Here is a 23,201-nt window from a genome sequence, read left to right on the forward strand (position 1 = left end):
CCCCTCTGGGGGAGGGACAGGGGCACCCCCGCAGGCCACCCCGGCCCACTTCGTGAGAAGCGACAAAGCAACAGTCGCAAGACCGTAACCTGCGACATCTACGCGCGTAGGCGCCGACCGGTTACCCTCGTCCGCGTGAACGCATCAGTTACTCCGGACATCCAGGCCGACCCGTACGCCGCGGCCGACGCCGCCGCCGCCCGACTGCGCGAGCTCACGGGCGCCGAGACCCACGACGTCGCCCTGGTCATGGGCTCCGGCTGGGTTCCCGCGACCGAGGCGCTCGGCGCGCCCGAGACCGAGTTCCCGGTCACCGAGCTCCCCGGCTTCTCCGCCGCCGCCGTCGCCGGCCACGCGGGCACCGTGCGCTCGTACAAGATCAACGACAAGCGCGCGCTGGTCTTCCTCGGCCGCACGCACTACTACGAGGGCCGCGGCGTCGCCGCCGTCGTCCACGGCGTCCGCACGTCCGTCGCCGCCGGCTGCAAGACCGTCGTCCTGACGAACGGCTGCGGCGGTCTCCGCGACGGCATGCGCCCCGGCCAGCCGGTGCTGATCAGCGACCACCTGAACCTCACGGCGACCTCGCCGATCGTCGGCGCCAACTTCGTCGACCTCACGGACCTGTACTCGTCCCGCCTGCGCGCCCTGTGCAAGGAGGTCGACGAGACGCTGGAGGAGGGCGTCTACGCCCAGTTCCCCGGCCCGCACTACGAGACCCCGGCCGAGGTCCGCATGGCGCGCCTGCTGGGCGCCGACCTGGTGGGCATGTCCACCACCCTGGAAGCCATCGCGGCGCGCGAGGCGGGCGCCGAGGTGCTCGGCATCTCCCTCGTCACCAACCTGGCCGCAGGCATGACCGGCGAGCCCCTCAACCACGAAGAGGTGCTCCAGGCCGGCCGCGACTCGGCCGCCCGCATGGGCTCGCTGCTGGCCCAGGTGCTGCCCCGCCTGTGACGGGACGCGTCGCGTGACGGCCGTCCGGAGGCGCGGATTCACCCACGGCGGGCCGCCGTGGGCGGGCCCGCGCCTCCGGCGCGTCGTATCGCTCGCGGGCGGCCGTACGGGCCCGGACGCCACGGACCCGGACGCCACGGGCCCGGGCAGCCGTACGGGCCCGGGCGGTCCGTCCGGACGCGGCCGTACGGCCCCGGGCGCACCCGGCGGCGGGACGGCGAAAGCGCGCCGGAGGCCGAAGCGGCGAACGGACCCGTACCGAGGCCCCGACGGCCAGTTCCCGCCGGCTCCGGGCAGCCCCGGGCGATCTTCCCGGCGTTTCGGGGAACACCCGTAACAGCCCCCGCCGCCCCGCGGCCGTCCACGACCGTCCCGCCCGGCACGCCCCGCCCCGGGGCACAGCACCACCCAGCACCCCGCACCGCACCGCCCTGAAACAGCACCGCGCAGCGGCCCGCACACGCAACTCAGACAACCCCCGGAGGAACATCGTGGAGCAGGAGCGAGACGACCTCCTCACCCGAGCCCGGACCTGGCTCGCCGAGGACCCCGACCCCGAGACCCGCGCGGAGCTCGCCGCGCTCGTCGACGCCGAGAACCTGCCCGAGCTGGCGTCCCGCTTCGCCGGCACCCTCCAGTTCGGCACCGCCGGCCTCCGCGGCGAGCTGGGCGCGGGCCCGATGCGGATGAACCGCGCCGTGGTCATCCGGGCGGCCGCGGGCCTCGCCGCGTACCTCAAGAAGCAGGGCCACGCCAACGGCACCGTCGTGATCGGTTACGACGCCCGTCACAAGAGCGCGGACTTCGCGCGCGACACCGCGGCCGTCATGGTCGGCGCGGGCCTGAAGGCGGCGCTGCTGCCGCGTCCGCTGCCCACCCCGGTGCTGGCCTTCGCCATCCGCCACCTGGGCGCCGTGGCCGGCGTCGAGGTGACCGCGAGCCACAACCCGCCGCGCGACAACGGCTACAAGGTCTACCTGGGCGACGGTTCGCAGATCGTGCCGCCGGCCGACGCCGGCATCGCCGCCGAGATCGCCGCCGTGGCGAGCCTGGACGACGTTCCGCGCCCCGAGTCGGGCTGGGAGACGCTGGACGACGCGGTCGTCGAGGCGTACCTGGAGCGCACCGACGCCGTCCTCACCGAGGGCTCGGCCCGCGACGTGCGCGTGGTCTACACGCCCATGCACGGCGTCGGCCGGACCGTCCTGACCGCCGCCTTCGCCCGCGCCGGCTTCCCGGCGCCGGTCGTCGTCGCCGAGCAGGCCGAGCCGGACCCGGACTTCCCGACGGTCGCGTTCCCCAACCCGGAGGAGCCGGGCGCGATGGACCTGGCGTTCGCCACGGCCCGCGCCGCGGCCGGCCGGGGCGAGGCGCCGGACATCGTCATCGCCAACGACCCGGACGCCGACCGCTGCGCCGTCGCCGTCCCCGACCCGTCCGCCGACGCGGGCTGGCGGATGCTGCGCGGCGACGAGGTCGGCGCGCTGCTCGCCGCCCACCTGGGCCGGAAGGACGCGACCGGCACGTTCGCGACGACGATCGTCTCCTCGTCGCTGCTCTCCCGCATCGCCGCGGCGAGCGCCGGCGTCGACTACACCGAGACCCTCACCGGCTTCAAGTGGCTGGCCCGCGTCGACGGCCTGCGCTACGCCTACGAGGAGGCGCTGGGCTACTGCGTGGACCCGGCGGGCGTCCGGGACAAGGACGGCATCACCGCCGCCCTGCTGGTCGCCGAGCTGGCCGCCGGGCTCAAGGAGCAGGGCCGGTCCCTGACCGACCTCCTCGACGACCTGGCCGTCGAGCACGGCCTGCACGCCACGGACCAGCTGTCGGTCCGCGTCCAGGACCTGTCCCTGATCGCCGCCGCCATGCGCCGCCTGCGCGAGCAGCCGCCGACGGCCCTGGCCGGTCTCGCGGTCGCGTCGGCGGAGGACCTGGCCGAGGGCTCCGAGGCCCTGCCCCCGACCGACGGCCTGCGGTACCACCTTTCGGGTGACGCCGAGGGCACCGTCTCGGCCGCCCGGGTGATCGTCCGTCCGAGCGGCACGGAGCCCAAGCTCAAGTGCTACCTGGAGGTCGTCGTCCCGGTCGGCTCCACGGCGGACCTGACGGATGCGCGGCGCCGCGCGGCGGACGTCCTCGCGTCGGTCAAGAAGGACCTGGCGGAGGCGGCGGGCATCTGACGCCGCCGGTCAGCGCCTTGTGAGGCCCCGCCCCCGGGAAGACCGGGGGCGGGGCCTCCGCCGTGGAAATCCGCAGCCTTCCTGCGGCCGCCGCCGCTAGAGTGAACGTTCGATTCACGGGGCTCGGGGGTGCCCTGCCAACTATTGGGGGGTAAGTGATGCGGCGTTCCACGGTGACGCTCGTCGGCTTGATCATGCTCTGCACCGCCTGCGGCGGAGGCGGAAGCGGCGGCGGGGAGAGGAACGAGGGCAAGGGGAAACCGGCCGCGGCCGCGTCGCCGTCCCGGACCGCCCCCGCCCCGCGCCCGGCGGACGACGGCGCGGCGGTCCGCGCCGCGGCGGCCGCGACGGCGCGCACGACCGCGCGGGTCGACGAGCGGATCGACATGAGTGACGGCACGACGAGAGCGGGCCTCACCATCCGGGGCGCCCTCGACCTGGCCGGCGGCAAGGGCGACCTGCGGGTGCGGCTGCGGAGCGACGGCAGGCCGCCCGTCCCGCTCGACGAGGTCTTCGCGGGCCGCACGGTGTACTTCCGGATGCCGCAGGAGCCCACCGGCAAGACGTCCTGGCGGTCCACGCGCCGGGACAGGGCAGAGGTGCACTACCTCTTCCGCGCGCCCATGAACGACCCGACGCACGTCCTCCGCCAGGTGGCGATGCTGCCGTCCGCCCGGAAGGTGGGCGAGGAGAAGGTGAACGGCACGCCCACGACGCACTACCGCGCCGAGCCGGACCTCAAGACGCTCACCCACCGCATGGTCACGGCACAGCGCACGAAGCTCGCGTCCCACTGGGGGGACATGCGGCGCTACCTCCTGCCCCGCGCGGACGTCTGGGTCGACCGCCAAGGCCGCGTCGTCCGGACCCGCTTCGGCATGTCCGCGGGCACCGGCGGCGAGGTGTCGACCCTGCTCACCCTCTCGGACCTCGGCAAACCGGTCCACGCCCCCACCGTCCCGCCGGGGGCACCCGCCGTCGACCCGTCCACGATCGGCGGCCCGCTGGCGGGCTGAACCCCGCCCGCGTCCGCGTGCCGGCCTGTGCGCCTTGTTGCTTTCCTACTCGTTTGACACCATGACCGCATGACCGAGGAGACATACGGCATCGGTGAGGGCCCGGCGACGCGGGTGAGTCTGTCGTTGCCGGAGGGGACGGCGGAGGCGATCCGCGCGCGGGCGGGCAAGGGCGAGTTCTCCGCGTTCATCACGGCAGCGGTCGAGCGTGAGCTGCGCGGCCGGATCCTGGACGAGTACCTGGCCGACTACGAACAGCGCCTGGGCCCGGTTTCGGAACAGGCGCGGGAGCGGGCGCGGCATGTCTTCGACGAGGTGTTCGCCGAGGAGGAGCAGTGGCCCGCCGCAAGCTGACCCATGAAGGGACCCTCGTCCTGGACAGCGAGGGCCTGTCCAAGCTGCTGGGCGATGACGAGCACGTGGTCGCCCTGGTCACGGAGGCCCGGCGGCGGGGCATGGAGGTGGTGATCTGCGCCCTCACCATCATCGAGACCGTCCACGCCCGCACCGACAAGGCCCGGCTGCGATGGCTGCTGTCCGGCCTACGGGTGGTCGCCGTGGGCGACGAGGAGGCGAAGGCCGCCTCGGCACTGCTGATGGCCGCCGGTCTGCACGGCCACAAGTACGCCATCGACGCGGCCGTGGCCGAGACGGCCCTCCGGCAGCGGCGACCGGTCGTGATGCTGACCTCGGACGTCGACGACATGACCAAGCTGTGCGGAGACCGGATCCGGCTCGTCGCGATGTGAACCGGCCGGTTGCCGCGCCGGTGGGGTACGAGGTCCGGCCTTCGGTCGGCGCCTCACTCGTCGAGGCAGTCGGCGAGCCGCCGGCAGGTCCGCCCGAGGTCGTCCATGTACACCGCCGCCGCGGCGCTGCCGCTCCCGGCGACGCGGTCCAGGTCATCCTGAGCCCGGTGGATCAACGCGGTCCACTGGATCCACGCCACCGTCCCCCGCTCGATCCCCTCCACCCGACTCCGCGCAACGCACAGCATGCGCCGCACATGCCCCCGCAACGCCCCGGTGATCTCCCGCACTTCCACCGCCCGAGGCGGACGGGCGCGCACCTGGAGGGCGCGGCGGACGGTGGCCCGGACGGAGACGAGGTCGATGGGCTCGATGTCGCCGGTCATCAGCGTCATCACGGGTGGATGCGCGTCGCGGTCATGGCTGCTCGGCTCCTCGGCTGGGGGCATGGTGATCGCCTGCTTCCGTCTGTGGGCGGCGCGCCGTCGGTCCGTGCGCCGTTCATAGTGGCGGCTCGTTCCGTTTTCCCGCGCCGCCGCTTCCTTCGCGGCAAGCCTGCCGTGACGGGCTGTGCGGCCACAGGGACGCAACGTCCCACTTTCCGGCGCTTCACCGCCCCCGCTCGTCCACCCCGAGGAGCGTGGCCAGCCTGCGCAGCCCCGGTGGCCGGGCCGGGCCGGACAGCAGGTCGACGACGATGGCGACGGCGAGCGTGTGGTGCCGCATCCAGCCCGGGGCCGTGCGGTGCAGCTTCTCCAGGGCGCGGACCGCTTCCGCCGCGTCGCCGAGGTCCGCGTGGGCGCGGGCCAGATCGAGGAGCAGCCAAGTGCGCCAGGACGGCGGGATGTCGGCGCTCAGCCGCATCCGCCGGGCGAGACGGAGTGCTTCCTGCGGGCGGCCGTGCTGCACCGCGAGGCGGACGCGTTCGATGCGCACGGACGACCGGCTGAACACGCTGACCAGCTTGCCGTTGGGCGCCGGCGGCAGAGCGGCCAGACGGCCAGCCGCCTGCTCGGCGGTGCGCATCATCTCGTCGGCCGTGTCGTAGTCGCCGGAGCGGGCGGAGCTGGTGGCGGCGGACATCAGCAGACCGCCCCAGACGCGTACGCCCTCCGTGCCGCGCGCCCGGTCGCGCTCGACGCCGTCGGCGGCGTGCACGGCCAGGCCCAGCGCGTCGTCCAGCCGGTTCTGACGCTGGTAAGCCCAGGCCACGGAGTTGCAGACCATCGCGGGAAGCAGCGGATCCCCCGACGCCTCGGCGGCCGTGACCGCCCGTTCCAGTGCGGACAGCGCGAGGTCCGTCTTGCCGAAACGGATCGACAGATGCCCGCCGAGCTGCAACGCCTTCGCCAGGCCGGCTTGCCCGACGGCACGTTGGGCGTCGTCGCCCACCGCGGCGGCCAGGCGGTTGTCCGCGATGATCCCCGGCAGCGCCGCCATCAGCGGTTCGAATGCGGCGGCGTGGTACAGCGTCCACGCCTCTTCGAGCGTGGCGCGGAGCAACGGAAACGTAAGGGCCTCCGGCCCGTCCGGCTCGGGCGGCGGCGCGAAGAGAGGAGGCGCGATCGCCCGCCGCAGCGCCACGAGCCGGGGCGGCTCGGCCTGCCCGGTGGAGGGAACCCCCGGCGGGTCCCCCAGCAAGGCGGTGAGCTCCACGCCGAGTCCCCTCGCCAAGGCATGCAGCGTGGGGAGCCGGGCCGAGTGCTTGCGCCGCTGCTCCAGCTTGCGCAGGACGTCGACCGACACCCCCGCCCGTCCCGCCAGCCCCTCCTGCGTCAGCCCGGCCGTGCGCCGCAGCTTCCCCAGACGATCACCCAGGTGCTCGTTCGCGACCATGCTCCGACGCTACGCCCTCGCGGAGCGCTGTGCTCACGGCATCGCGGCCCTGAACTCGCCGTACCTCACCGCGTAGTGCCATGCCGCGTCACGGACCTGGCAGGCACGCAGCACTTCCACGGGATCCGTGATCAGCTCCATGCCCACCGTGCGTTCGCCGTCGAATGGGAACCGGGCGAGTGTCCGCGAGTCGAACAGCCAGAAGTCGGAGAGATTCAGGCCGTGCCGGTCGGCGTCGTCGCGCCACAAGTAGCGGATGTCCTCACCCGCCGCGACGTTGGTCCGGGCGCAGGCCAGAAGGTAACGCTGGTTCACCGTGGGCGGTTTATCGACCAGACGAACGCGCTCGAAGCGCTTTCCCGATCCGGTCATACGGCGGACGTTGTCGAACCACGGGTGGCCCACTTCCCCTGCCGTGTCACCGGTGCGGAGGAACTCCGCGTAGGACGGCACGACCTGATCGGAGACGTAGCCAGTGCGCGTTTCCAGGCGCCAAGCCGTGTGCTCGAAGCCGTCGTTGATGAACTCACTGATCCGCTGCTGCGGGACGAACTCCGGCACGGTCATTCATCGCCTTCCATGGGCTTGGGGTGCGGCTCGCTGACGCCCCGCCGCATCCGGAGAACCGGGATCCGGCGGACCGCCTCCCGGCGCGCCCGGACCCTTGGAGGAAAAGGAAGTTGGGAAAGCCATACCCAACCAAACCCTCCCCGTCACACCATCGGGTGACGCGGTGGATCGTGCGACGAGCGGCGCGGTACGGTCGCGGCGAACCACCCCACAAACACAGACGGCCCCCGCCGGGACGGGCATCCCGGGCGAGGGCCTGATCACCGAGGAAGCGATACCTTCCCCATGACTGAGGCGCAGTCTAGCGCGCGGGCTTCCGCGCGCGCCGGGCGTTCGCACGGTGGAGTGATCCACCTGCGGCACCGGCACACGAGTCACTTCACCGTCGTCGGCAACCACCTCCCGCAGCACCGCGAGTTGTCGCTGGTCGCGATCGGGATCGGGGTGTACGTGCAGTCCCTCCCCGACGGCGTTCACGTGGGCATCAAGGACCTCGCCCGCCGCTTCCGCGAGGGCGAAGTGGTCATCGGGCGCGGCCTGCGCGAACTGGAGGCCGTCGGGTATCTGGAGCGGCGGCGCGTCCGGACGGAGGGCGGGCAGGTCGTCACCGTCACGCGGTGGAACGAGCATCCACGGGCGGCGGCGCGGGAGTTGCGGCGGCCTGGCCCGGGGCGCGCGGTGGGGTCGATGGGGACGGCGGGTGTGATCGGGCGACGGCCGCCCGCCCCGTTCCCGTCCGCGCCGGACGTGGAACGGCCGGATGCCGGGGGCGTGTCGCCAGGCACCCGAAGGCCGGTGTCCAGTGGACGGGGTGGACAGGGTGGACGAGGCCGGAGCGGCGAGGCGGGCGTCGGCGGCGCGTGGGTGCGGGCGCTGCCTGACGGACGGCCCGGTGAAACCGTCCCGGCTCCCGGCGGCGCTCCCGGCCACGCGCCCGCCGATCGCGCCGAGCGGGAGGCCGGCGGACCGGACGGCGGTGAGTCCTCCGCCGACCGGCCGGGCAGGCGGCCGGACACGTGCCCCCGGACCGCGCCCACTCCGCTGCCGACCGCCGACGCACCCGCCGACCAGCCCGCCGCCGACGTCCTCGCCGTCCTCCGCCGGTACGACCCCCGCCTGCTGCTCTCCGCCGACGACGTCCGTGAACTCACGCCCGCCGTGCGGGCCTGGCTGGACCGGGGCGTCGGGCCCGTCCACGTCGTCCGGGCGCTGACCGCCGACCTGCCCGTCGGCCGGATCGCCCGGCCCGTACGGCTGCTGCGGCACCGGCTCGTCCGGGGGCTGCCGCCCGCGCTGCCCGACGGGCCGCTCCGGCCCTCGCCGCCGGAGCGGGCCGCGCCGAAGCCGCTCCCCCTCCGGACCTGCGACGGCTGCGAGCGCGCTATCCGCGCCGCCCACCCCGGTGCGCTCTGCCGCGACTGCCGGGAAGAGGCCGTCACCCTCCCGGCGGTGGAACGACCGGATCAGCGCGGTCAGATCACCGCGTAAAGCACCGCGCACAACACCAGCCCCACCAACGACGGCACGATCAGCTCATACGCCCACCGCACCGACGTCTCCCCCTGCGCGCCCTCCCGTCGCGCGCAGCGCTCGGCGAGTTCGCGCAGGTCCTCGATGGCCTGGTCGGAGGGGGAGCGGTCCGGGGTGTCGGAAGGGCGGACGGTGACCCGGTCGCTGATGCCCTCCGCCGCCGCGCGCTGCTGGCGGCCGGCGGCCCGCTTGCGCTGGCGGAGGGAGACGGGGATGGCCCAGAGCTGGTACTTCGCGGTCTCGGTCAGCACCTCGCTGGAGTATCCGGCGCGGACGGCGGCGACACGGGACCACGGCAGGGTGATCGTCCGGAAGGGATTGCGGACGAGGAGGCGGTCCTCGGAGGCCCAGACCGCGGGGCGCACGGTGAACGCGATGACCAGCGGCACCAGGAACAGCAGCCCCGACAGCGCCAGCCAGGGCGTCCTGCCGCTGCCCCGCACGATCGCGTCGCCGCCCAGCCAGGCGGCCAGCGCCAGCAGCAGGACGCCGCTCGCGATGCCGGCGGCCGAGCGGTAGCGGCGCTCGGCGAACTCCGGCGCATCTGGTGAACTCGTCATGGCCCGATTCTGCCGGACCGCGGGCCTCCCGGACGTTGCAGTACGGCAACGCCGTACCGCCCGTACCAGCGAGAACGCGCATGAACGGGAACGCCGTGTGAAGGGGAAACGACGGCACCGGGGCGGGCCGCTGGTGACGACGGCCCGCCCCGGTGCCGGGGTGCTGCTGGGGTGATAGGGGGTGAAGCGGGGTGTTACTTGACGTGGTGCACCGCGACGCAGCCCTTGGGCAGCTTCCGGAACAGAACCGTCTCCGGGTGGCTGCCGGGGCCGCCCTGGGTCTGGAACACGAACTTCGGCTGCGCACTGCCGGCATTGACGATCTTGGCGATGATGCCCGCGTTCTTGGGCAGCGACGGGTGCTTGCGGTCCAGGTGTCCGAAGACCTCGGGACGGCCGCGCTCGTCGGTGGTCATGAGGAAGACCTGGGGGCCGCCGGTGGTGTTGTACAGGTCGGCGGACGCGCCCGCGCCGATGCTCAGGGACTTCTTGTACACGCACTTGCCCGACGGAACGGGCGGAAAGTCCTTGTGCGCCTTGGCGGCCCGGGCCACCGAGGGCTTCGCCGACGCGGCGGCAGGGGTGTGGGACGCCGCGAAGGCGGAGGAGACCGGGGCGAGCACGACCCCCGCGACGGCGGCGGAGGCGAGGGTGATGCGCAGGGTGTTACGGCGTCGGGACATGCGTGGCTCCTGGTGACGAGCGCCGGACGGGGTAGGCGATCGGCATGCCGCTTTCCTCACGGCGTGGGGCCGGTGAGTCGGGCGGTCGTGCTGGGAAAAATCTATGGATCGCGTGTCATCGCACGGTCTTTCGTATGTCACGGACGCTCGACAGTAAACGGAAGAAACGCCTCCACGGGCGTTCGTCCCGCCCCGGCACCGCTTCCGGCCACTCCCGGACCTCTCCGGACCACTCCCGGACCGCTCCCGGACCACTCCTGGACCACTCCCGGACCACTCCCGGACCACTCCCGGACCGCTCCGGGGCCACTTCGACACCGCTTCGACACCCCGCAGGGGGTGACACGCGCTACGCGCGTAGATATGCTCATCAGGTGACCATGCCCACTGTTCCTTCCCACGGCAAAGAAGCCGCGGAGCGACTGGCCTCGCTGGCGGATGTCACCGCCTCCGACGGTGCGCTGCGCCGCTTCCTGCACGGCCTCCCGGGCGTCGACCCGGTCGGGCTGGAGGGCCGCGCCGCCGCGCTCGGCACCCGCTCGATCAAGACGACGGCGAAGGCGTACGCCATCGACCTGGCGATCTCGATGATCGACCTGACGACCCTCGAGGGCGCGGACACCCCGGGCAAGGTCCGGGCGCTGTGCGCCAAGGCCCTCAACCCGGACCCGACGGACCGCGGCACCCCGCGCACCGCCGCGATCTGCGTCTACCCCGACATGGTGGCCACCGCGGCCGAGGCCGTGCGCGGCTCGGACGTGAAGGTCGCGTCCGTCGCCACCGCCTTCCCCGCGGGCCGGGCGGCCCTGCCGGTGAAGCTGGCGGACACCAAGGACGCCGTCGCCGCCGGCGCGGACGAGGTCGACATGGTGATCGACCGCGGCGCGTTCCTGGCCGGGGGCTACCTGAAGGTCTTCGAGGAGATCAAGGCCGTCAAGGAGGCGTGCCGCCGTCCGGACGGCACCGCCGCCCGGCTGAAGGTGATCTTCGAGACCGGCGAGCTGTCGACGTACGACAACATCCGCCGCGCCTCCTGGCTCGGCATGCTGGCCGGCGCCGACTTCATCAAGACCTCGACCGGCAAGGTCGCCGTCAACGCCACCCCCGCCAACACGCTGCTGATGCTGGAGGCCGTCCGCGACTTCCGCGCGCTGACCGGCGTCCAGGTCGGCGTGAAGCCCGCCGGCGGCATCCGCACCACCAAGGACGCGCTCAAGTTCCTGGTGCTGGTGAACGAGACCGTCGGCGAGGAGTGGCTGACGAACGAGTGGTTCCGTTTCGGTGCCTCCAGTCTGCTCAACGACCTGCTGATGCAGCGGCAGAAGCTCAGCACCGGGCGCTACTCCGGTCCCGACTACGTGACGGTGGACTGACCATGGCTTTCGAATACGCACCGGCGCCCGAGTCGCGCGCCGTCGTCGACATCGCCCCCTCCTACGGGCTGTTCATCGACGGCGAGTTCCGCGAGGCGTCCGACGGCAAGGTCTTCAAGACCGTCTCCCCGTCGACCGAGGAGGTCCTCTCCGAGGTCGCGCAGGCCACCGAGGCCGACGTCGACGCGGCCGTCGCGGCCGCCCGGAAGGCGTTCGAGAAGTGGTCGGCGCTGCCCGGCTCCGAGCGCGCCAAGTACCTCTTCCGCATCGCCCGCATCATCCAGGAGCGCTCCCGCGAGCTGGCCGTCCTGGAGACGCTGGACAACGGCAAGCCGATCAAGGAGACCCGCGACGCGGACCTCCCGCTGGTCGCCGCGCACTTCTTCTACTACGCGGGCTGGGCCGACAAGCTGGAGCACGCGGGCTTCGGCCCCGACCCGAGGCCGCTGGGCGTCGCGGGCCAGGTCATCCCGTGGAACTTCCCGCTGCTGATGCTGGCCTGGAAGATCGCCCCGGCGCTGGCCGCGGGCAACACGGTCGTCCTCAAGCCGGCCGAGACCACCCCGCTGTCCGCCCTGTTCTTCGCGGACATCTGCCGCCAGGCCGGGCTGCCCAAGGGCGTCGTCAACATCCTGACCGGTGACGGCACGACGGGTGCCGCGCTGGTGGGCCACGACGGCATCGACAAGGTCGCCTTCACCGGCTCCACCGCCGTCGGCAAGGCCATCGCCCGGACCGTCGCCGGCACGGGCAAGAAGCTCACCCTCGAACTGGGCGGTAAGGGCGCCAACATCGTCTTCGACGACGCCCCGGTCGACCAGGCCGTCGAGGGCATCGTCAACGGCATCTTCTTCAACCAGGGGCAGGTCTGCTGCGCCGGTTCGCGCCTGCTGGTGCAGGAGTCGATCCAGGACGAGCTGATGGACGCCCTCAAGCGCCGGATGGCGACGCTGCGCGTCGGCGACCCGCTGGACAAGAACACGGACGTCGGCGCGATCAACTCCGCCGAGCAGCTCGCCCGGATCACCGAGCTCGCCGACAGCGGTGTGGCGGAGGGCGCCGAGCGCTGGGCCCCGTCCTGCGAACTGCCGTCGTCCGGCTACTGGTTCGCGCCGACGGTGTTCACCAACGTCACCCAGGCCCACCGGATCGCCCGCGAGGAGATCTTCGGCCCGGTGCTGTCCGTGTTGACGTTCCGCACCCCGGCGGAGGCCGTCGCCAAGGCCAACAACTCGCAGTACGGGCTGTCGGCCGGCATCTGGACGGAGAAGGGGTCGCGCATGCTCGCCGTCGCGAGCAAGCTGCGGGCCGGCGTCGTCTGGGCCAACACGTTCAACAAGTTCGATCCGACTTCGCCCTTCGGCGGGTACAAGGAGTCGGGCTTCGGCCGCGAGGGCGGCCGTCATGGTCTGGAGGCGTACCTCGATGTCTGAGCGTCTGAGCGTCTTCAAGACGTACAAGCTGTTCGTCGGGGGCAAGTTCCCCCGGTCCGAGAGCGGGCGGGTGTACGAGGTGACCGACTCGAAGGGCAACTGGCTCGCCAACGCGCCCCTGTCGTCCCGCAAGGACGGCCGTGACGCCGTCGTGGCCGCGCGCAAGGCGTTCTCCGCCTGGTCCGGCGCGACCGCGTACAACCGCGGCCAGATCCTCTACCGCGTCGCAGAGATGCTGGAGGGCCGCCGGGACCAGTTCGTCGCCGAGGTCGCCGACGCGGAGGGCCTGTCCAAGGCCAAGGCCGCCGCGCAGGTGGACGCCGCGATCGACCGCTGGGTCTGGTACGCCGGCTGGACCGACAAGATCGCCCAGATCGCGGGCGGCACCAACCCGGTGGCCGGGCCGTTCTTCAACGTCTCGTCCCCCGAGCCGACGGGCGTCGTGGCCGTGGTCGCGCCGCGGGACTCGTCGTTCCTCGGCCTGGTCTCGGTGATCGCGCCGGCGCTCGCGGCCGGCAACACGGTCGTCGTGGTCGCGTCCGAGAAGGCGCCGCTGCCGGCGCTCTCCCTCGGCGAGGTGCTGGCCACCTCCGACGTGCCGGGCGGCGTCGTCAACATCCTGTCCGGCCGGGCGGCGGAGATCATGCCGTCGCTGGCCGCGCACCAGGACGTCAACGCGATCGACCTGGCCGGGGCGGGCGCGGAGCTCGCGACCGAGCTGGAGGCGGCCGCGGCGGACAACCTGAAGCGCGTTCTCCGTCCACAGGCTGTGGACTGGGCGGCGGCGCCGGGCACCAAGCGGCTGATGGCGTTCCTGGAGACCAAGACCGTCTGGCACCCGACGGGGTCGCTGGGCGCGGGCGGTTCCTCGTACTGAGACCTCGTACTGAGACGCCGAGAGGGCGGGACCGTCACGGTCCCGCCCTCTCCGCATCCACGTACCGTCACGCACCGCCTCAGCGCGGCAGCATGTTCAGCCCCGGAAGGTCCTGCACCTTCCCGCCGTCCGACAGCGATCCCGTCAACGCCCGTGTGCTGACCGGCTTGAAGTCCCCCACCTGCGTGCCGACCGCGTTGTTCAGCGGGTCCGAGCCCGTCCGCGCGAGCGGATTGACGGGCAGCATCCGCAGCACCGGAATCAGCGGCTCCACCGACTTCTGGAGGCCGATCCGCGCCCCCTCGGCCGCGGCGGCCAGATCGACCGGCCCGAGCTGGGCCTGCGCCGTACTGCCGGGACGGGCGGACGGGTGGCCGGACGGGTGAGCGGCCGGACGGGCACTCGGCCCGGCATGCGGATGGGCGCTCGCCTCCGTCGCCCCGGTGACGGCGATGGCGGCCCCCGCGGTGAGCGTCAGCCCCGTCCGGACCAGGGGGCGCGCGAGACGTGAGGACGGACGGAACGCGTGACGTGCGTGCGAGGCCATGACCACCTGCCGAGCCGGGAACCGGAACCATTCAGCGACGCAGCGTAGTTGAGCGGTCACTCCCGGCGCATCCGGCGACCCAGGGGGGTCCCCCGTCCGGCCCAATGCGTCACACTGGTGTTCCGTGACTGCCCTCCCGCCCCAGGCGCCGTGCGCCCGTGTGATCCTGCTGACCGGCCCCTCCGGCTCCGGCAAGTCGTCCCTCGCCGCCCGCACCGGGCTGCCCGTGCTCAACCTCGACGACTTCTACAAGGAGGGCACGGACCCCACGCTCCCCCAGCTCCCCGACAACGAGGGCCCGGACTGGGACTCGCCGCTGTCCTGGGACGCGGACGCGGCGGTCGCCGCGATCGACGCGCTCTGCCGGACGCGGCGCACCGGCGTCCCGCTGTACGACATCTCCACCAGCGCGCGGACCGGCGAGAGCACGCTGGACATCGGCCGTACGCCGCTGTTCGTGGCGGAGGGCATCTTCGCCGCCGACATCATCGACCGCTGCCGTGACCTGGGCGTGCTGGCCGACGCGCTGTGCCTGCGCGGCCGTCCCTCGACGACGTTCCGCCGGCGGCTGCTGCGCGACCTGCGCGAGGCCCGCAAGCCGGTCCGCTACCTGGTGCGCCGGGGGCTGCGGCTGATGCGCGAGGAGCGGGGGATCGTGGCCCGGCACACCGCGCTCGGCGCGTTCGCCTGCGGCCGGGACGCGGCGATGGGCCGGATCGCGGCCGCGGCGGCCGGGCACTGCGAGAAGGTGGGGGTCCCGGAACGGGCCGAGCGGCCGGGCGCGACGGTCTGAGGCGGCGGGTCTGAGGCGGCCAGGGAGCGGGGCGACCGGGCGCGACGGTCCGACCCCGCCCAGGGGACGAGGCGGCCGGGCGCGACGGTCTGAGGCGGAGGCCGTCCGCCCTGGGAAACCAGGGGCCGCCCCGCCCCGGGAAACGCGGAAGCGGGCGGACAGACCCCCCGGCCGTCCGCCCGCTCCCTTTCCCCCGTGGTTCCCCCGTTCCCCCCTCTATCCCCCCCTTTTCTCCCCCCTCGATTCCCCCGTGGCTTCCCCCGTTCCCCCCGAGTCGTCCTAGGCCACGAGCTCGCCGAACGACTCCTCGACGCCACGGCCGGAGCCGATGGCCTCGTCCTCGCGCAGCCGGCGCAGCGAGCGCCAGATGCTGCTCTTGACCGTGCCGACGCTGATGTCCAGGATCTCCGCGATCTCCGGGTCCGTACGGCCCTCGTAGTAGCGCAGGACCAGCATCGTCCGCTGGAGCTCGGGCAGCCGGGCGAGCGCCTGCCAGAGGACCGCGCGCAGCTCGGTGCCGCGCATCGCGTCCTGGTCGCCCGCCGTCTCCGGCAGCTCCTCGGTCGGGTACTCGTTGAGCTTGCGCCGGCGCCAGGCGCTGATGTGCAGGTTGGTCATGGTGCGGCGCAGGTAGCCGCCGACCGCCGCCTTGTCCGTGATCCGGTCCCAGGCGCGGTAGGTGGAGAACAGCGCGCTCTGCAGCAGGTCCTCGGCCTCGTAGCGGTCGCCGGTGAGGTGGTAGGCGGTCGCGTAGAGGGAGGCCCGGCGCTCCTGGACGTAGGCGGTGAACTCCGCCTCCGCCCGGGACGCCTTGGTGCCGGTGCCGGTGGCCTCCGGGGCGCCCTCGCCGTTCCGCGGCGCGGCCGGCTCGCCATACACGGCGGCGTCGATGGCCGTCAGGTACATCCCCGGCGTCCGGCGTCCGGTGCCGCGGGCACACCCCCGTACGCCCGCGGCACCGGACTTCTCGGAGCTCCGCCCGGCGTCGTGAAGGCGCGTGCGAACTGCGCTGGTGGTGGTGCTGTGCAGTGTGTTCATGTCGCGCCCCCCGTCGGTGGAGCCAGCTGGGTCCGGTGTGGTTCCGGACTGCTTCTCGCCCGGTGACCACCAGCTTGGTGGGCCAGTTTCATGGCGTTGTCCGCCGACTGTCACAGCCGTGCAACAGCGGGCGGGGCCTTCGTGACGGGCCGCGCCGGGCCGCGGACCGGAGGGCGGCGGCGGGCCGCGGGAGCGGAAGTCGAACTACCGCCCTGCGGTAGGCCAGAATGACCACTGTGCCTTTCCTGTTGCTGATCGAGGACGACGACGCCATCCGTACGGCCCTTGAGTTCTCCCTGTCCCGCCAGGGTCACCGCGTGGTGACGGCGGCGTCCGGCGAGGACGGCCTGAAGCTGCTGCGCGAGCAGCGGCCGGACCTGATCGTGCTGGACGTGATGCTGCCGGGGATCGACGGTTTCGAGGTCTGCCGCCGCATCCGCCGTACCGATCAGCTGCCGATCATCCTGCTCACGGCCCGGAACGACGACATCGACGTGGTGGTCGGCCTGGAGTCGGGCGCGGACGACTACGTGGTCAAGCCGGTGCAGGGCCGGGTGCTGGACGCCCGGATCCGCGCGGTGCTGCGCCGGGGCGAACGGGAGTCGAACGACTCGGCCACGTTCGGCTCGCTGGTGATCGACCGCTCGGCGATGACGGTCACCAAGAACGGGGAGGACCTCCAGCTCACCCCGACCGAGCTGCGGCTGCTGCTGGAGCTCAGCCGCCGCCCGGGCCAGGCCCTCTCCCGCCAGCAGCTGCTGCGGCTGGTCTGGGAGCACGACTACCTCGGCGACTCGCGGCTGGTGGACGCCTGTGTGCAGCGGCTGCGCGCCAAGGTCGAGGACGTACCGTCCTCCCCCACCCTCATCCGTACGGTCCGCGGGGTCGGCTACCGGCTCGACTCGCCGCAGTGACCCGGTAGGCCCGGGCCCCCGGCACCCGGCGCCTCCTGGGCCGGAGGTTCCCCAGGCCGTGAGCCGGAAGTTCCCCAGACCGTGACAACGCACGGGCAGAGCCCGACACATACGGACACATACGGACAGAGAGAGCGCAGTGACGGAAGAGACCGGCCGAGGCCGGGCCGCCGGGAGCCTGATGAGGATCAGCATGCGGTGGATCAGCCTGCGGCTGCGGCTGATGCTGGTCTTCGCCCTGGTGGCGCTGGCGGCGGCGGTGTCCGCGTCGGCGATCGCCTACTGGCTGAACCGCGACGCGGTCCTCACCCGGACCCAGAACGCGGCGCTGGACGACTTCCGCAAGTCGCTCCAGGACAACACCGGCGCGCTGCCGCTGTCGCCGACCTGTCCCGAACTCCAGGACGCCGCCGACCGGATGGCCGGGACCTCGCAGAAGTACGCGGTCCTGCTGATCGGGAAGGTCAAGGGCGGCGGCAGCTGCGCGGCGCCCTCCGACCGCGACCTGTTCACGCTGGAGACGGTGCCGAAGACGCTGGTCACCGCGGTCAACCGGGAACGCAAGGTCGACGACTCGAACCCGTACCCGTACCACCTGTACTGGCAGCGGATCACCCTCGACGGCAAGCCGTACCTGGTGGGCGGCGCCAAGGTGATCGGCGGCGGCCCCACCGGCTACCTGCTGAAGTCGCTGGAGAACGAGCGCGCGGACCTCAACTCGCTCGCCTGGTCGCTGGGGATCGCCACCGGCCTGGCCCTGATCGGCTCGGCCCTGCTCGCGCAGGCGGCGGCCTCGACGGTGCTGCGGCCGGTGCAGCGGCTCGGCGAGGCGGCGAGCCGGCTGGGCGAGGGCAAGCTGGACACCCGGCTCCAGGTCTCGGGCACGGACGAACTGGCGGAGCTGTCGCGGACCTTCAACCGGGCCGCCGCGTCGCTGGAGCAGCGGGTCGAGGAGCTCAGCGCCCGCGAGGCGGCGAGCCGGCGGTTCGTCGCCGACATGTCCCACGAGCTGCGCACCCCGCTGACCGCCATCACGGCGGTGACGGAGGTGCTGGAGGACGAGGCGGACTCCCTCGATCCGATGATCGCGCCCGCGGTGCAGCTCGTGGTGAGCGAGACCCGGCGGCTGAACGACCTGGTGGAGAATCTGATGGAGGTCACCCGCTTCGACGCGGGCACGGCCCGGCTCGTCCTGGACGACGTGGACGTCGCCGACCAGGTGACCGCCTGCATCGACGCCCGCGCCTGGCTGGACGCCGTCGAACTGGACGCCGAGCGCGGCATCATGGCCCGCCTCGACCCGCGCCGCCTGGACGTCATCCTGGCGAACCTGATCGGCAACGCGCTCAAGCACGGCGGCTCGCCAGTGCGGGTGCGGGTGCGCCCGGTGGACGACGAGCTGATCATCGAGGTCCGCGACCACGGCCCCGGCATCCCCGAGGACGTGCTGCCGCACGTCTTCGACCGCTTCTACAAGGCCAGCGCCTCGCGCCCGCGCTCCGAGGGCAGCGGCCTCGGCCTGTCCATCGCACTGGAGAACGCCCACATCCACGGCGGCGAGATCACGGCCGCCAACTCGCCCGAGGGCGGCGCGGTCTTCACGCTGACACTGCCGCGGGACGTGTCCGCGACCGGGGACGCGGACGAGGACGGGGACGGGGACGGGAACGCGAAGGACACGGACGCGAAGGCCCCGAAGAACGCCAAGAACGCCAAGACCGGCGGCAAGGACGGCAAGGACGGCCGCGGTCCGGCTCAAGGGGGCACGAAGTGAGGCGCACGGCGCGGACGGCCGCGCTCACCGCCGCCCTGTGCGCCCTCGCCGCCGGCTGCGGCATCCGCGGCACCGCCGTCCCCGTCGACGCGGGTAGCGCACCCTCGCGGGCGTCCTGTCTGACCCGGCCGGCGCCGGCCCCGGCCACGCCCCAGCCCGAGGGACAGACGTTTACCGTGCAACTGGTGTGCGCCTCCCAGCTGACGCCGGTGGTCCGGCAGCGCACCGGCCTCGGGCCAGAGCGCACCGTCGACATGGCGCGGGCGCTCCTGGAGGAGCTGCGCCGCCAGCCCTCGTCCGCCGAGGAGGCGACGGGCCTGTCCACCGACGTGCCGCAGCGGCTCACCGTCGCCGGCCCGCGCCGGGACGACCCGGCCGGCACGCTCCGGCTGAGCACCCCGCCGGACGAGCTCCCGCAGCTCGGTCTGGCGCAGATCGTCTGTACGTTCGCGGGCACCGCGGCGGCCGGGGGGCGGCGCTCGGTGCTGCTCGGCGGGCCCGGCGGGGAGGCGCCCCGGAGCTATGTGTGCACGGACGACACCCGGGCCCACCCGGAGAACCTCCAGGGCGACTGAGCGCTCCGGCGCGGCGCCGGCGCCCGGTCCGCGCCGGTACCGCGCGTCCGCGGCCGGAACCGCGCGCCCCGCACACCGCGTCCTGTGGTGCGTGCAGCGTCATGGTTACGGCGGTACGGCCGCCCTCCGACACCGCTACCGCGTCGCGGGCTGCGTCCTCCTCGCCGCCCACCTGGTCGTGGTGGGCTGGCTGGCCATGCGGCCGCTGACCGCTCCCTGGGTCTCCGCCGCGCATCTGGAGCCGTTCGCCACGCTCCGCGCCGACCTGGCGCTCGGGCCCTGGGACGCGACGCGGGCGATCTTCGGGGGGCTGCTCCCGTTCGCGCCGCTGGGGGTGCTGCTGCCCTGGGCGGGCGGCCGGCTCGACGCGTCGCCGCTCGGCTCGCTGGCCCGTACGGTCTTCACCTCCGCCATGCTCTCCCTGGTCCTCCAGGTGGTCCGGGGCGGTGTGGTGGGGCAGGTGCTGGACCTGGACGCGCTGCTGCTCAACGTCACCGGGGTGGCGGTCGCCCACCTCGCGGTGGTGCCCGCGGCGCGGGCCCGGCTGCGCCGGCGGGGCCGGGGCGCCCCGGTCCGCCCTCCCCGTCCCCTCCTCCGGGAGGAGGGTACGTCTCAGGGTCCGACCCCGACGATCCCCAGGGTCGGAGTCGCCCCGTGGAGTGACGCCCTGCCGGGCGCCCGGTCCTAGCGTGGAGTCATCGGGAGGACGCCCCTCCCGGTCCCGGGCCGCCGCCCGGGTCGCCCGCTCGTACGCGAGGAGACTCCGCCATGCCCGCCGCCCTGGTCCGCCCGCGTGACCACCGGATGATCGCCGGTGTCTGCGCGGGACTCGCCCGCCGCTTCGGCACCACGCCCACCACGATGCGTCTGATCTTCCTGGTGTCCTGTCTGCTGCCCGGCCCGCAGTTCCTGGTCTATCTGGCGCTCTGGGTGATGCTGCCCGACGAGGGCCGCCGCTCGTCCGAATCCTGGTGACGCCCGGCCGCCGCCGGGACGGCCCGCCGGCGCCCCGTCCGCACAGCGGCCGCGCCCCTGCTCGGGGGCGCGGCCGGTGTGCGGACGGGGCGCCGGGTGCGGCGTCCGTGAGGTCGTGCGGTTCTCAGTGGTGCCCGCCGGACAGGTTGCCGGTCGAGAGGCCCTTGGGAAGGGCGCCGTCCGGGACGAGGCCCAGGAGGCCGCCGTTGCCCTTGTTGTCACCCGGACCCTCCTGCGCCACCGGGCCCTTCTGGGGGAACACCGCGCGGTCCACGGCCCCGGCCGTGGTCTGCAGCGCGGAGGAGCCCAGCGCGCGGTTGGTGGCGCTGATCAGCGGTCCGCCGGGGAGCACCGGGGCGAGGTCCTCGATGGGCAGCTGCTTGCTGGTGCGGGCGGCCAGGTTGGTGGCCTTCTCCAACGGGCCCGTGGGAGCCGCGGCCGACGCGGTGCCCGCCGCGGTGACGGCGATGGCAGCGCCGAGGGCGGCGGCACCGATGGTCTTGATGGTTCCCTGCTTCATGTGAAATCTGTCCTCGTGACGGGGGAGGTTAATTTCCCGGAGGCTTTGCAACCTGTCACGAGAACGACCGGCCCATACCGAATGACACGGCCGGGACGTTTGAATTCCCGGCCGTATCAGTCGTATTCAGGGACGATTGACCGCCAGTCGTATTGCCTGCGAATGCCGCGACCCGACGGTTTCCGTCGCTCCTAGCGGAACAGCCACTCCGACTTGAGCTCGGCGTATCCGGGCTTGATCACGTCGTTGATCATTGCCAGCCGCTCGTCGAAGGGGATGAAGGCGGACTTCATCGCATTGACGGTGAACCACTGCATGTCGTCGAGCGTGTAGCCGAACGCCTTGACCAGGTGATCGAATTCGCGGCTCATGCTGGTTCCGCTCATCAGACGATTGTCGGTGTTCACCGTCGCCCGGAAATGCAGCTTGCGGAGCAGGCCGATCGGGTGCTCCTCGTACGAGGTGGCCGCCGCCGTCTGGAGGTTGGAGGTCGGGCACATCTCCAGGGGGATGCGCTTGTCCCGGACGTAGGAGGCGAGGCGGCCGAGCTTGACCGTGCCGTCCTCGGCGATCTCGATGTCGTCGATGATCCGCACACCGTGGCCAAGCCGGTCGGCGCCGCACCACTGCAGGGCCTGCCAGATGGAGGGGAGGCCGAACGCCTCGCCGGCGTGGATGGTGAAGTGGTTGTTCTCGCGCTTGAGGTACTCGAACGCGTCGAGGTGGCGGGTGGGAGGGAAGCCGGCCTCGGCGCCCGCGATGTCGAAGCCGACGACGCCGGAGTCCCGGTAGCGGTTGGCGAGTTCGGCGATCTCCAGGGCGCGGGCGGCGTGCCGCATGGCGGTCAGCAGCGCGCCGACGCGGATGCGGTGGCCCGCCGCCTTCGCCCGCCGCTCACCCTCGCGGAAGCCCTCGTTGACGGCCTCGACGACCTCTTCGAGGGTGAGTCCGGCCTCCAGGTGCTGCTCGGGGGCGTAGCGGACCTCGGCGTAGACGACGCCGTCGGCGGCGAGGTCCTCGGCGCACTCGGCGGCCACCCGGACCAGGGCCTCGCGGGTCTGCATGACGGCGCAGGTGTGGGCGAAGGTCTCCAGGTAGCGCTCCAGCGACCCGGAGTCGGCGGCCTCGCGGAACCAGACGCCCAGCTTCTCGGGGTCGGTCTCGGGGAGGCGGTCGTACCCGGTCTCCCGGGCCAGGTCGACGACCGTGGCGGGGCGCAGGCCGCCGTCCAGGTGGTCGTGGAGCAGCACCTTGGGGGCGCGGCGGATCTGTTCGGGGCTCGGGAGTGCGGTGGTGTCGCTCGTCATTTCGGCACTCTAGCCCCTACGCGCGTAGATGCACCCGAACGATACGGAACGGTGACCCGTCGGCGGGGTGGACACCGCGTCTCGTTCTGCCATCGTTGTCTGCCATGGTTCAGCAAGCGCTGCCGCAACCGGATCCGCTGGGGCCGGAAGGGTCCTCACAGGGATCAGAGGAACCAGAGGGATCAAAGGGACCGCACGGCCCTGTGGGGCCATGGGGGCGCAAACGCGGCCCACAGCGCCGGAAGGCCGTCGAGCCCGCGCTGAGCAGGCCGTTCGGGGCGGGCCGGGCCGGGGAGGCCGTCACCGGGGTGGCGCTGCTGCTGCCCGGCGGCCCGGCCATAGGACGACGGCGGCCGCCGTCCCGGATCCCGGCCGCCCAGGGCCGGCTGGCCCGCCGGCTCACCCGCGCGGGCGCCGGCGAGGGCCTGGCCACCCACGTCGTCCGCTACCGCCACCGGGGCTGGAACGGCGCGGCGGCGCATCCGGTGGAGGACGCGCTGTGGGCGGCGGACGAGGTCGTGCGGCGGTACGGCGACGTGCCGGTGTGCCTGGTGGGTACGGACCTGGGCGGCCGGGCGGCGCTGCGGGCGGCCGGCCATCCGGCGGTGACCTGCGCGGTGGCGATCGCCCTCTGGCTGCCCGACCCGGAGGCCGTCCTCGACCCGGATCCGGTGCGGCAGCTGGCCGGGCGCCGGGTGCTGCTGGTGCACGGGACCAACGACGAGCGCACCGATCCGGACCTCTCCTACCGGTTCGCCGAGCGGGCCAAGAAGATCAACCGGGAGGTGTGCCGGTTCGAAGTCCACTCGGACGGACATGGGTTGCGGCAGCACCGCGCCGAAGTGCTGGCCCTGACCGCCGACTTCGTCCGGGGCACCCTGTTCGGCCACCCGTGTGCCCGGCCGTTGGCGGACGCCCTGGCCGCGCCGCCCCCGCTGGGCCTGCGGATGCCGCTGGCCTGCGGGTTCGGGGAGACGCTCGGCCACTGACG

25 protein-coding genes are annotated in these 23,201 nt (G+C 73.2%); 16 read left to right on the forward strand and 9 right to left on the reverse strand.

All coding sequences use genetic code 11. The features are described from left to right. The first annotated feature begins 135 nt into the window (after positions 1-135). The 5 genes from K7I03_RS12065 (at position 136) to K7I03_RS12085 (ending at position 4,905) form a co-directional block, all read left to right on the forward strand. On the forward strand, positions 136-957 hold the full coding sequence (locus K7I03_RS12065; RefSeq protein ID WP_185941900.1) for a purine-nucleoside phosphorylase: 822 nt from the start codon (positions 136-138) through the stop codon (positions 955-957). A gap of 491 nt (positions 958-1,448) precedes the next feature. Beyond that, the gene (locus K7I03_RS12070) at positions 1,449-3,140 is read left to right on the forward strand and encodes a phospho-sugar mutase (RefSeq protein ID WP_185941901.1); all 1,692 of its coding nucleotides are present in this window, start codon (positions 1,449-1,451) and stop codon (positions 3,138-3,140) included. Positions 3,141-3,298: 158 nt separating this feature from the next. Further along, on the forward strand, positions 3,299-4,156 hold the full coding sequence (locus K7I03_RS12075; RefSeq protein WP_185941902.1) for a LolA-like protein: 858 nt from the start codon (positions 3,299-3,301) through the stop codon (positions 4,154-4,156). Positions 4,157-4,225: 69 nt separating this feature from the next. Then, entirely contained in the window at positions 4,226-4,510 is a 285-nt protein-coding gene (locus K7I03_RS12080) for a hypothetical protein (RefSeq protein ID WP_185941903.1), read from the forward strand. Then, positions 4,492-4,905 carry a PIN domain-containing protein gene (locus K7I03_RS12085; protein ID WP_185941904.1) on the forward strand — a complete coding sequence of 138 codons (414 nt, stop codon included), beginning with the start codon at positions 4,492-4,494 and terminating at the stop codon, positions 4,903-4,905. Before K7I03_RS12080 ends, K7I03_RS12085 begins: the two co-directional genes overlap by 19 nt. Positions 4,906-4,958: 53 nt before the next feature. On the opposite strand, the gene K7I03_RS12090 is transcribed toward K7I03_RS12085, so the two are convergent. From K7I03_RS12090 to K7I03_RS12100, 3 genes are all read right to left on the reverse strand, one after another. After that, positions 4,959-5,354 carry a DUF6415 family natural product biosynthesis protein gene (locus tag K7I03_RS12090; protein WP_185941905.1) on the reverse strand — a complete coding sequence of 132 codons (396 nt, stop codon included), beginning with the start codon at positions 5,352-5,354 and terminating at the stop codon, positions 4,959-4,961. Between the two features lie 160 nt (positions 5,355-5,514). Then, positions 5,515-6,741: a helix-turn-helix domain-containing protein gene (locus tag K7I03_RS12095; RefSeq protein ID WP_185941906.1), complete on the reverse strand. Its 1,227-nt coding sequence runs from the start codon at positions 6,739-6,741 to the stop codon at positions 5,515-5,517. A 33-nt stretch (positions 6,742-6,774) separates the two neighbouring features. Further along, the gene (locus K7I03_RS12100; protein WP_185941907.1) at positions 6,775-7,308 is read right to left on the reverse strand and encodes a DUF6879 family protein; all 534 of its coding nucleotides are present in this window, start codon (positions 7,306-7,308) and stop codon (positions 6,775-6,777) included. Between the two features lie 288 nt (positions 7,309-7,596). On the opposite strand from K7I03_RS12100, the gene K7I03_RS12105 reads away from it, so the two are divergent. Next, the gene (locus K7I03_RS12105) at positions 7,597-8,799 is read left to right on the forward strand and encodes a hypothetical protein (protein ID WP_185941908.1); all 1,203 of its coding nucleotides are present in this window, start codon (positions 7,597-7,599) and stop codon (positions 8,797-8,799) included. Here K7I03_RS12105 and K7I03_RS12110 read toward each other — a convergent pair. Together K7I03_RS12110 and K7I03_RS12115 are read right to left on the reverse strand one after the other, a co-directional pair. Then, entirely contained in the window at positions 8,784-9,401 is a 618-nt protein-coding gene (locus tag K7I03_RS12110; RefSeq protein WP_185941909.1) for a PH domain-containing protein, read from the reverse strand. The two genes, K7I03_RS12105 and K7I03_RS12110, sit on opposite strands and share 16 nt — an antisense overlap. Before the next feature lie 194 nt (positions 9,402-9,595). Continuing rightward, a complete protein-coding gene (locus K7I03_RS12115) occupies positions 9,596-10,084 on the reverse strand; it encodes a hypothetical protein (RefSeq protein ID WP_185941910.1) in 489 nt (162 codons plus the stop codon). Between the two features lie 380 nt (positions 10,085-10,464). On the opposite strand from K7I03_RS12115, the gene deoC reads away from it, so the two are divergent. From deoC to K7I03_RS12130, 3 genes are read left to right on the forward strand one after another with little or no spacing between them, the layout of a single operon-like run. Further along, positions 10,465-11,457 (forward strand): deoxyribose-phosphate aldolase, encoded by a 993-nt coding sequence (deoC, locus tag K7I03_RS12120; protein WP_185941954.1) that lies wholly within the window; start codon positions 10,465-10,467, stop codon positions 11,455-11,457. After that, positions 11,454-12,890 (forward strand): aldehyde dehydrogenase family protein, encoded by a 1,437-nt coding sequence (locus tag K7I03_RS12125; protein ID WP_185941955.1) that lies wholly within the window; start codon positions 11,454-11,456, stop codon positions 12,888-12,890. Before deoC ends, K7I03_RS12125 begins: the two co-directional genes overlap by 4 nt. Further along, complete coding sequence (locus tag K7I03_RS12130; RefSeq protein WP_185941911.1) at positions 12,883-13,767, forward strand: aldehyde dehydrogenase family protein; 885 nt, start codon at positions 12,883-12,885, stop codon at positions 13,765-13,767. Before K7I03_RS12125 ends, K7I03_RS12130 begins: the two co-directional genes overlap by 8 nt. Positions 13,768-13,846: 79 nt before the next feature. Here K7I03_RS12130 and K7I03_RS12135 read toward each other — a convergent pair whose 3' ends face one another. Next, entirely contained in the window at positions 13,847-14,314 is a 468-nt protein-coding gene (locus K7I03_RS12135; protein ID WP_185941912.1) for a hypothetical protein, read from the reverse strand. A gap of 124 nt (positions 14,315-14,438) precedes the next feature. Between K7I03_RS12135 and K7I03_RS12140 the strand changes: the two genes are divergently transcribed. Then, the gene (locus K7I03_RS12140; RefSeq protein ID WP_224347011.1) at positions 14,439-15,107 is read left to right on the forward strand and encodes an ATP-binding protein; all 669 of its coding nucleotides are present in this window, start codon (positions 14,439-14,441) and stop codon (positions 15,105-15,107) included. A 279-nt stretch (positions 15,108-15,386) separates the two neighbouring features. Here K7I03_RS12140 and K7I03_RS12145 read toward each other — a convergent pair whose 3' ends face one another. After that, positions 15,387-16,145 (reverse strand): SigE family RNA polymerase sigma factor, encoded by a 759-nt coding sequence (locus K7I03_RS12145; RefSeq protein ID WP_185941913.1) that lies wholly within the window; start codon positions 16,143-16,145, stop codon positions 15,387-15,389. A gap of 236 nt (positions 16,146-16,381) precedes the next feature. On the opposite strand from K7I03_RS12145, the gene afsQ1 reads away from it, so the two are divergent. The 5 genes from afsQ1 to K7I03_RS12170 all read left to right on the forward strand — a co-directional run bounded on the left by afsQ1 (position 16,382) and on the right by K7I03_RS12170 (position 20,383). Further along, positions 16,382-17,059, forward strand: a complete 678-nt coding sequence (gene afsQ1, locus K7I03_RS12150; protein WP_004943811.1) for a two-component system response regulator AfsQ1 — start codon at positions 16,382-16,384, stop codon at positions 17,057-17,059. 193 nt (positions 17,060-17,252) lie between these two features. After that, positions 17,253-18,833 carry a sensor histidine kinase gene (locus K7I03_RS12155; RefSeq protein WP_185941914.1) on the forward strand — a complete coding sequence of 527 codons (1,581 nt, stop codon included), beginning with the start codon at positions 17,253-17,255 and terminating at the stop codon, positions 18,831-18,833. Then, the gene (locus K7I03_RS12160) at positions 18,830-19,408 is read left to right on the forward strand and encodes a hypothetical protein (RefSeq protein ID WP_185941915.1); all 579 of its coding nucleotides are present in this window, start codon (positions 18,830-18,832) and stop codon (positions 19,406-19,408) included. The genes K7I03_RS12155 and K7I03_RS12160 overlap by 4 nt, the downstream gene beginning before the upstream one ends. 91 nt (positions 19,409-19,499) lie before the next feature. Beyond that, the gene (locus tag K7I03_RS12165) at positions 19,500-20,096 is read left to right on the forward strand and encodes a VanZ family protein (protein ID WP_185941916.1); all 597 of its coding nucleotides are present in this window, start codon (positions 19,500-19,502) and stop codon (positions 20,094-20,096) included. Between the two features lie 80 nt (positions 20,097-20,176). Continuing rightward, positions 20,177-20,383 (forward strand): PspC domain-containing protein, encoded by a 207-nt coding sequence (locus K7I03_RS12170; protein WP_185941917.1) that lies wholly within the window; start codon positions 20,177-20,179, stop codon positions 20,381-20,383. Between the two features lie 124 nt (positions 20,384-20,507). On the opposite strand, the gene K7I03_RS12175 is transcribed toward K7I03_RS12170, so the two are convergent. Then, positions 20,508-20,903: a hypothetical protein gene (locus K7I03_RS12175; RefSeq protein ID WP_185941918.1), complete on the reverse strand. Its 396-nt coding sequence runs from the start codon at positions 20,901-20,903 to the stop codon at positions 20,508-20,510. Between the two features lie 191 nt (positions 20,904-21,094). Next, positions 21,095-22,210: an adenosine deaminase gene (locus K7I03_RS12180; protein WP_185941919.1), complete on the reverse strand. Its 1,116-nt coding sequence runs from the start codon at positions 22,208-22,210 to the stop codon at positions 21,095-21,097. A 260-nt stretch (positions 22,211-22,470) separates the two neighbouring features. Between K7I03_RS12180 and K7I03_RS12185 the strand changes: the two genes are divergently transcribed. After that, the gene (locus K7I03_RS12185; protein ID WP_221902774.1) at positions 22,471-23,199 is read left to right on the forward strand and encodes an alpha/beta hydrolase family protein; all 729 of its coding nucleotides are present in this window, start codon (positions 22,471-22,473) and stop codon (positions 23,197-23,199) included. The last annotated feature ends 2 nt before the right edge of the window (positions 23,200-23,201 follow it).

It is taken from the genome of Streptomyces mobaraensis, assembly GCF_020099395.1.
Classification (GTDB): Bacteria; Actinomycetota; Actinomycetes; order Streptomycetales; family Streptomycetaceae; genus Streptomyces.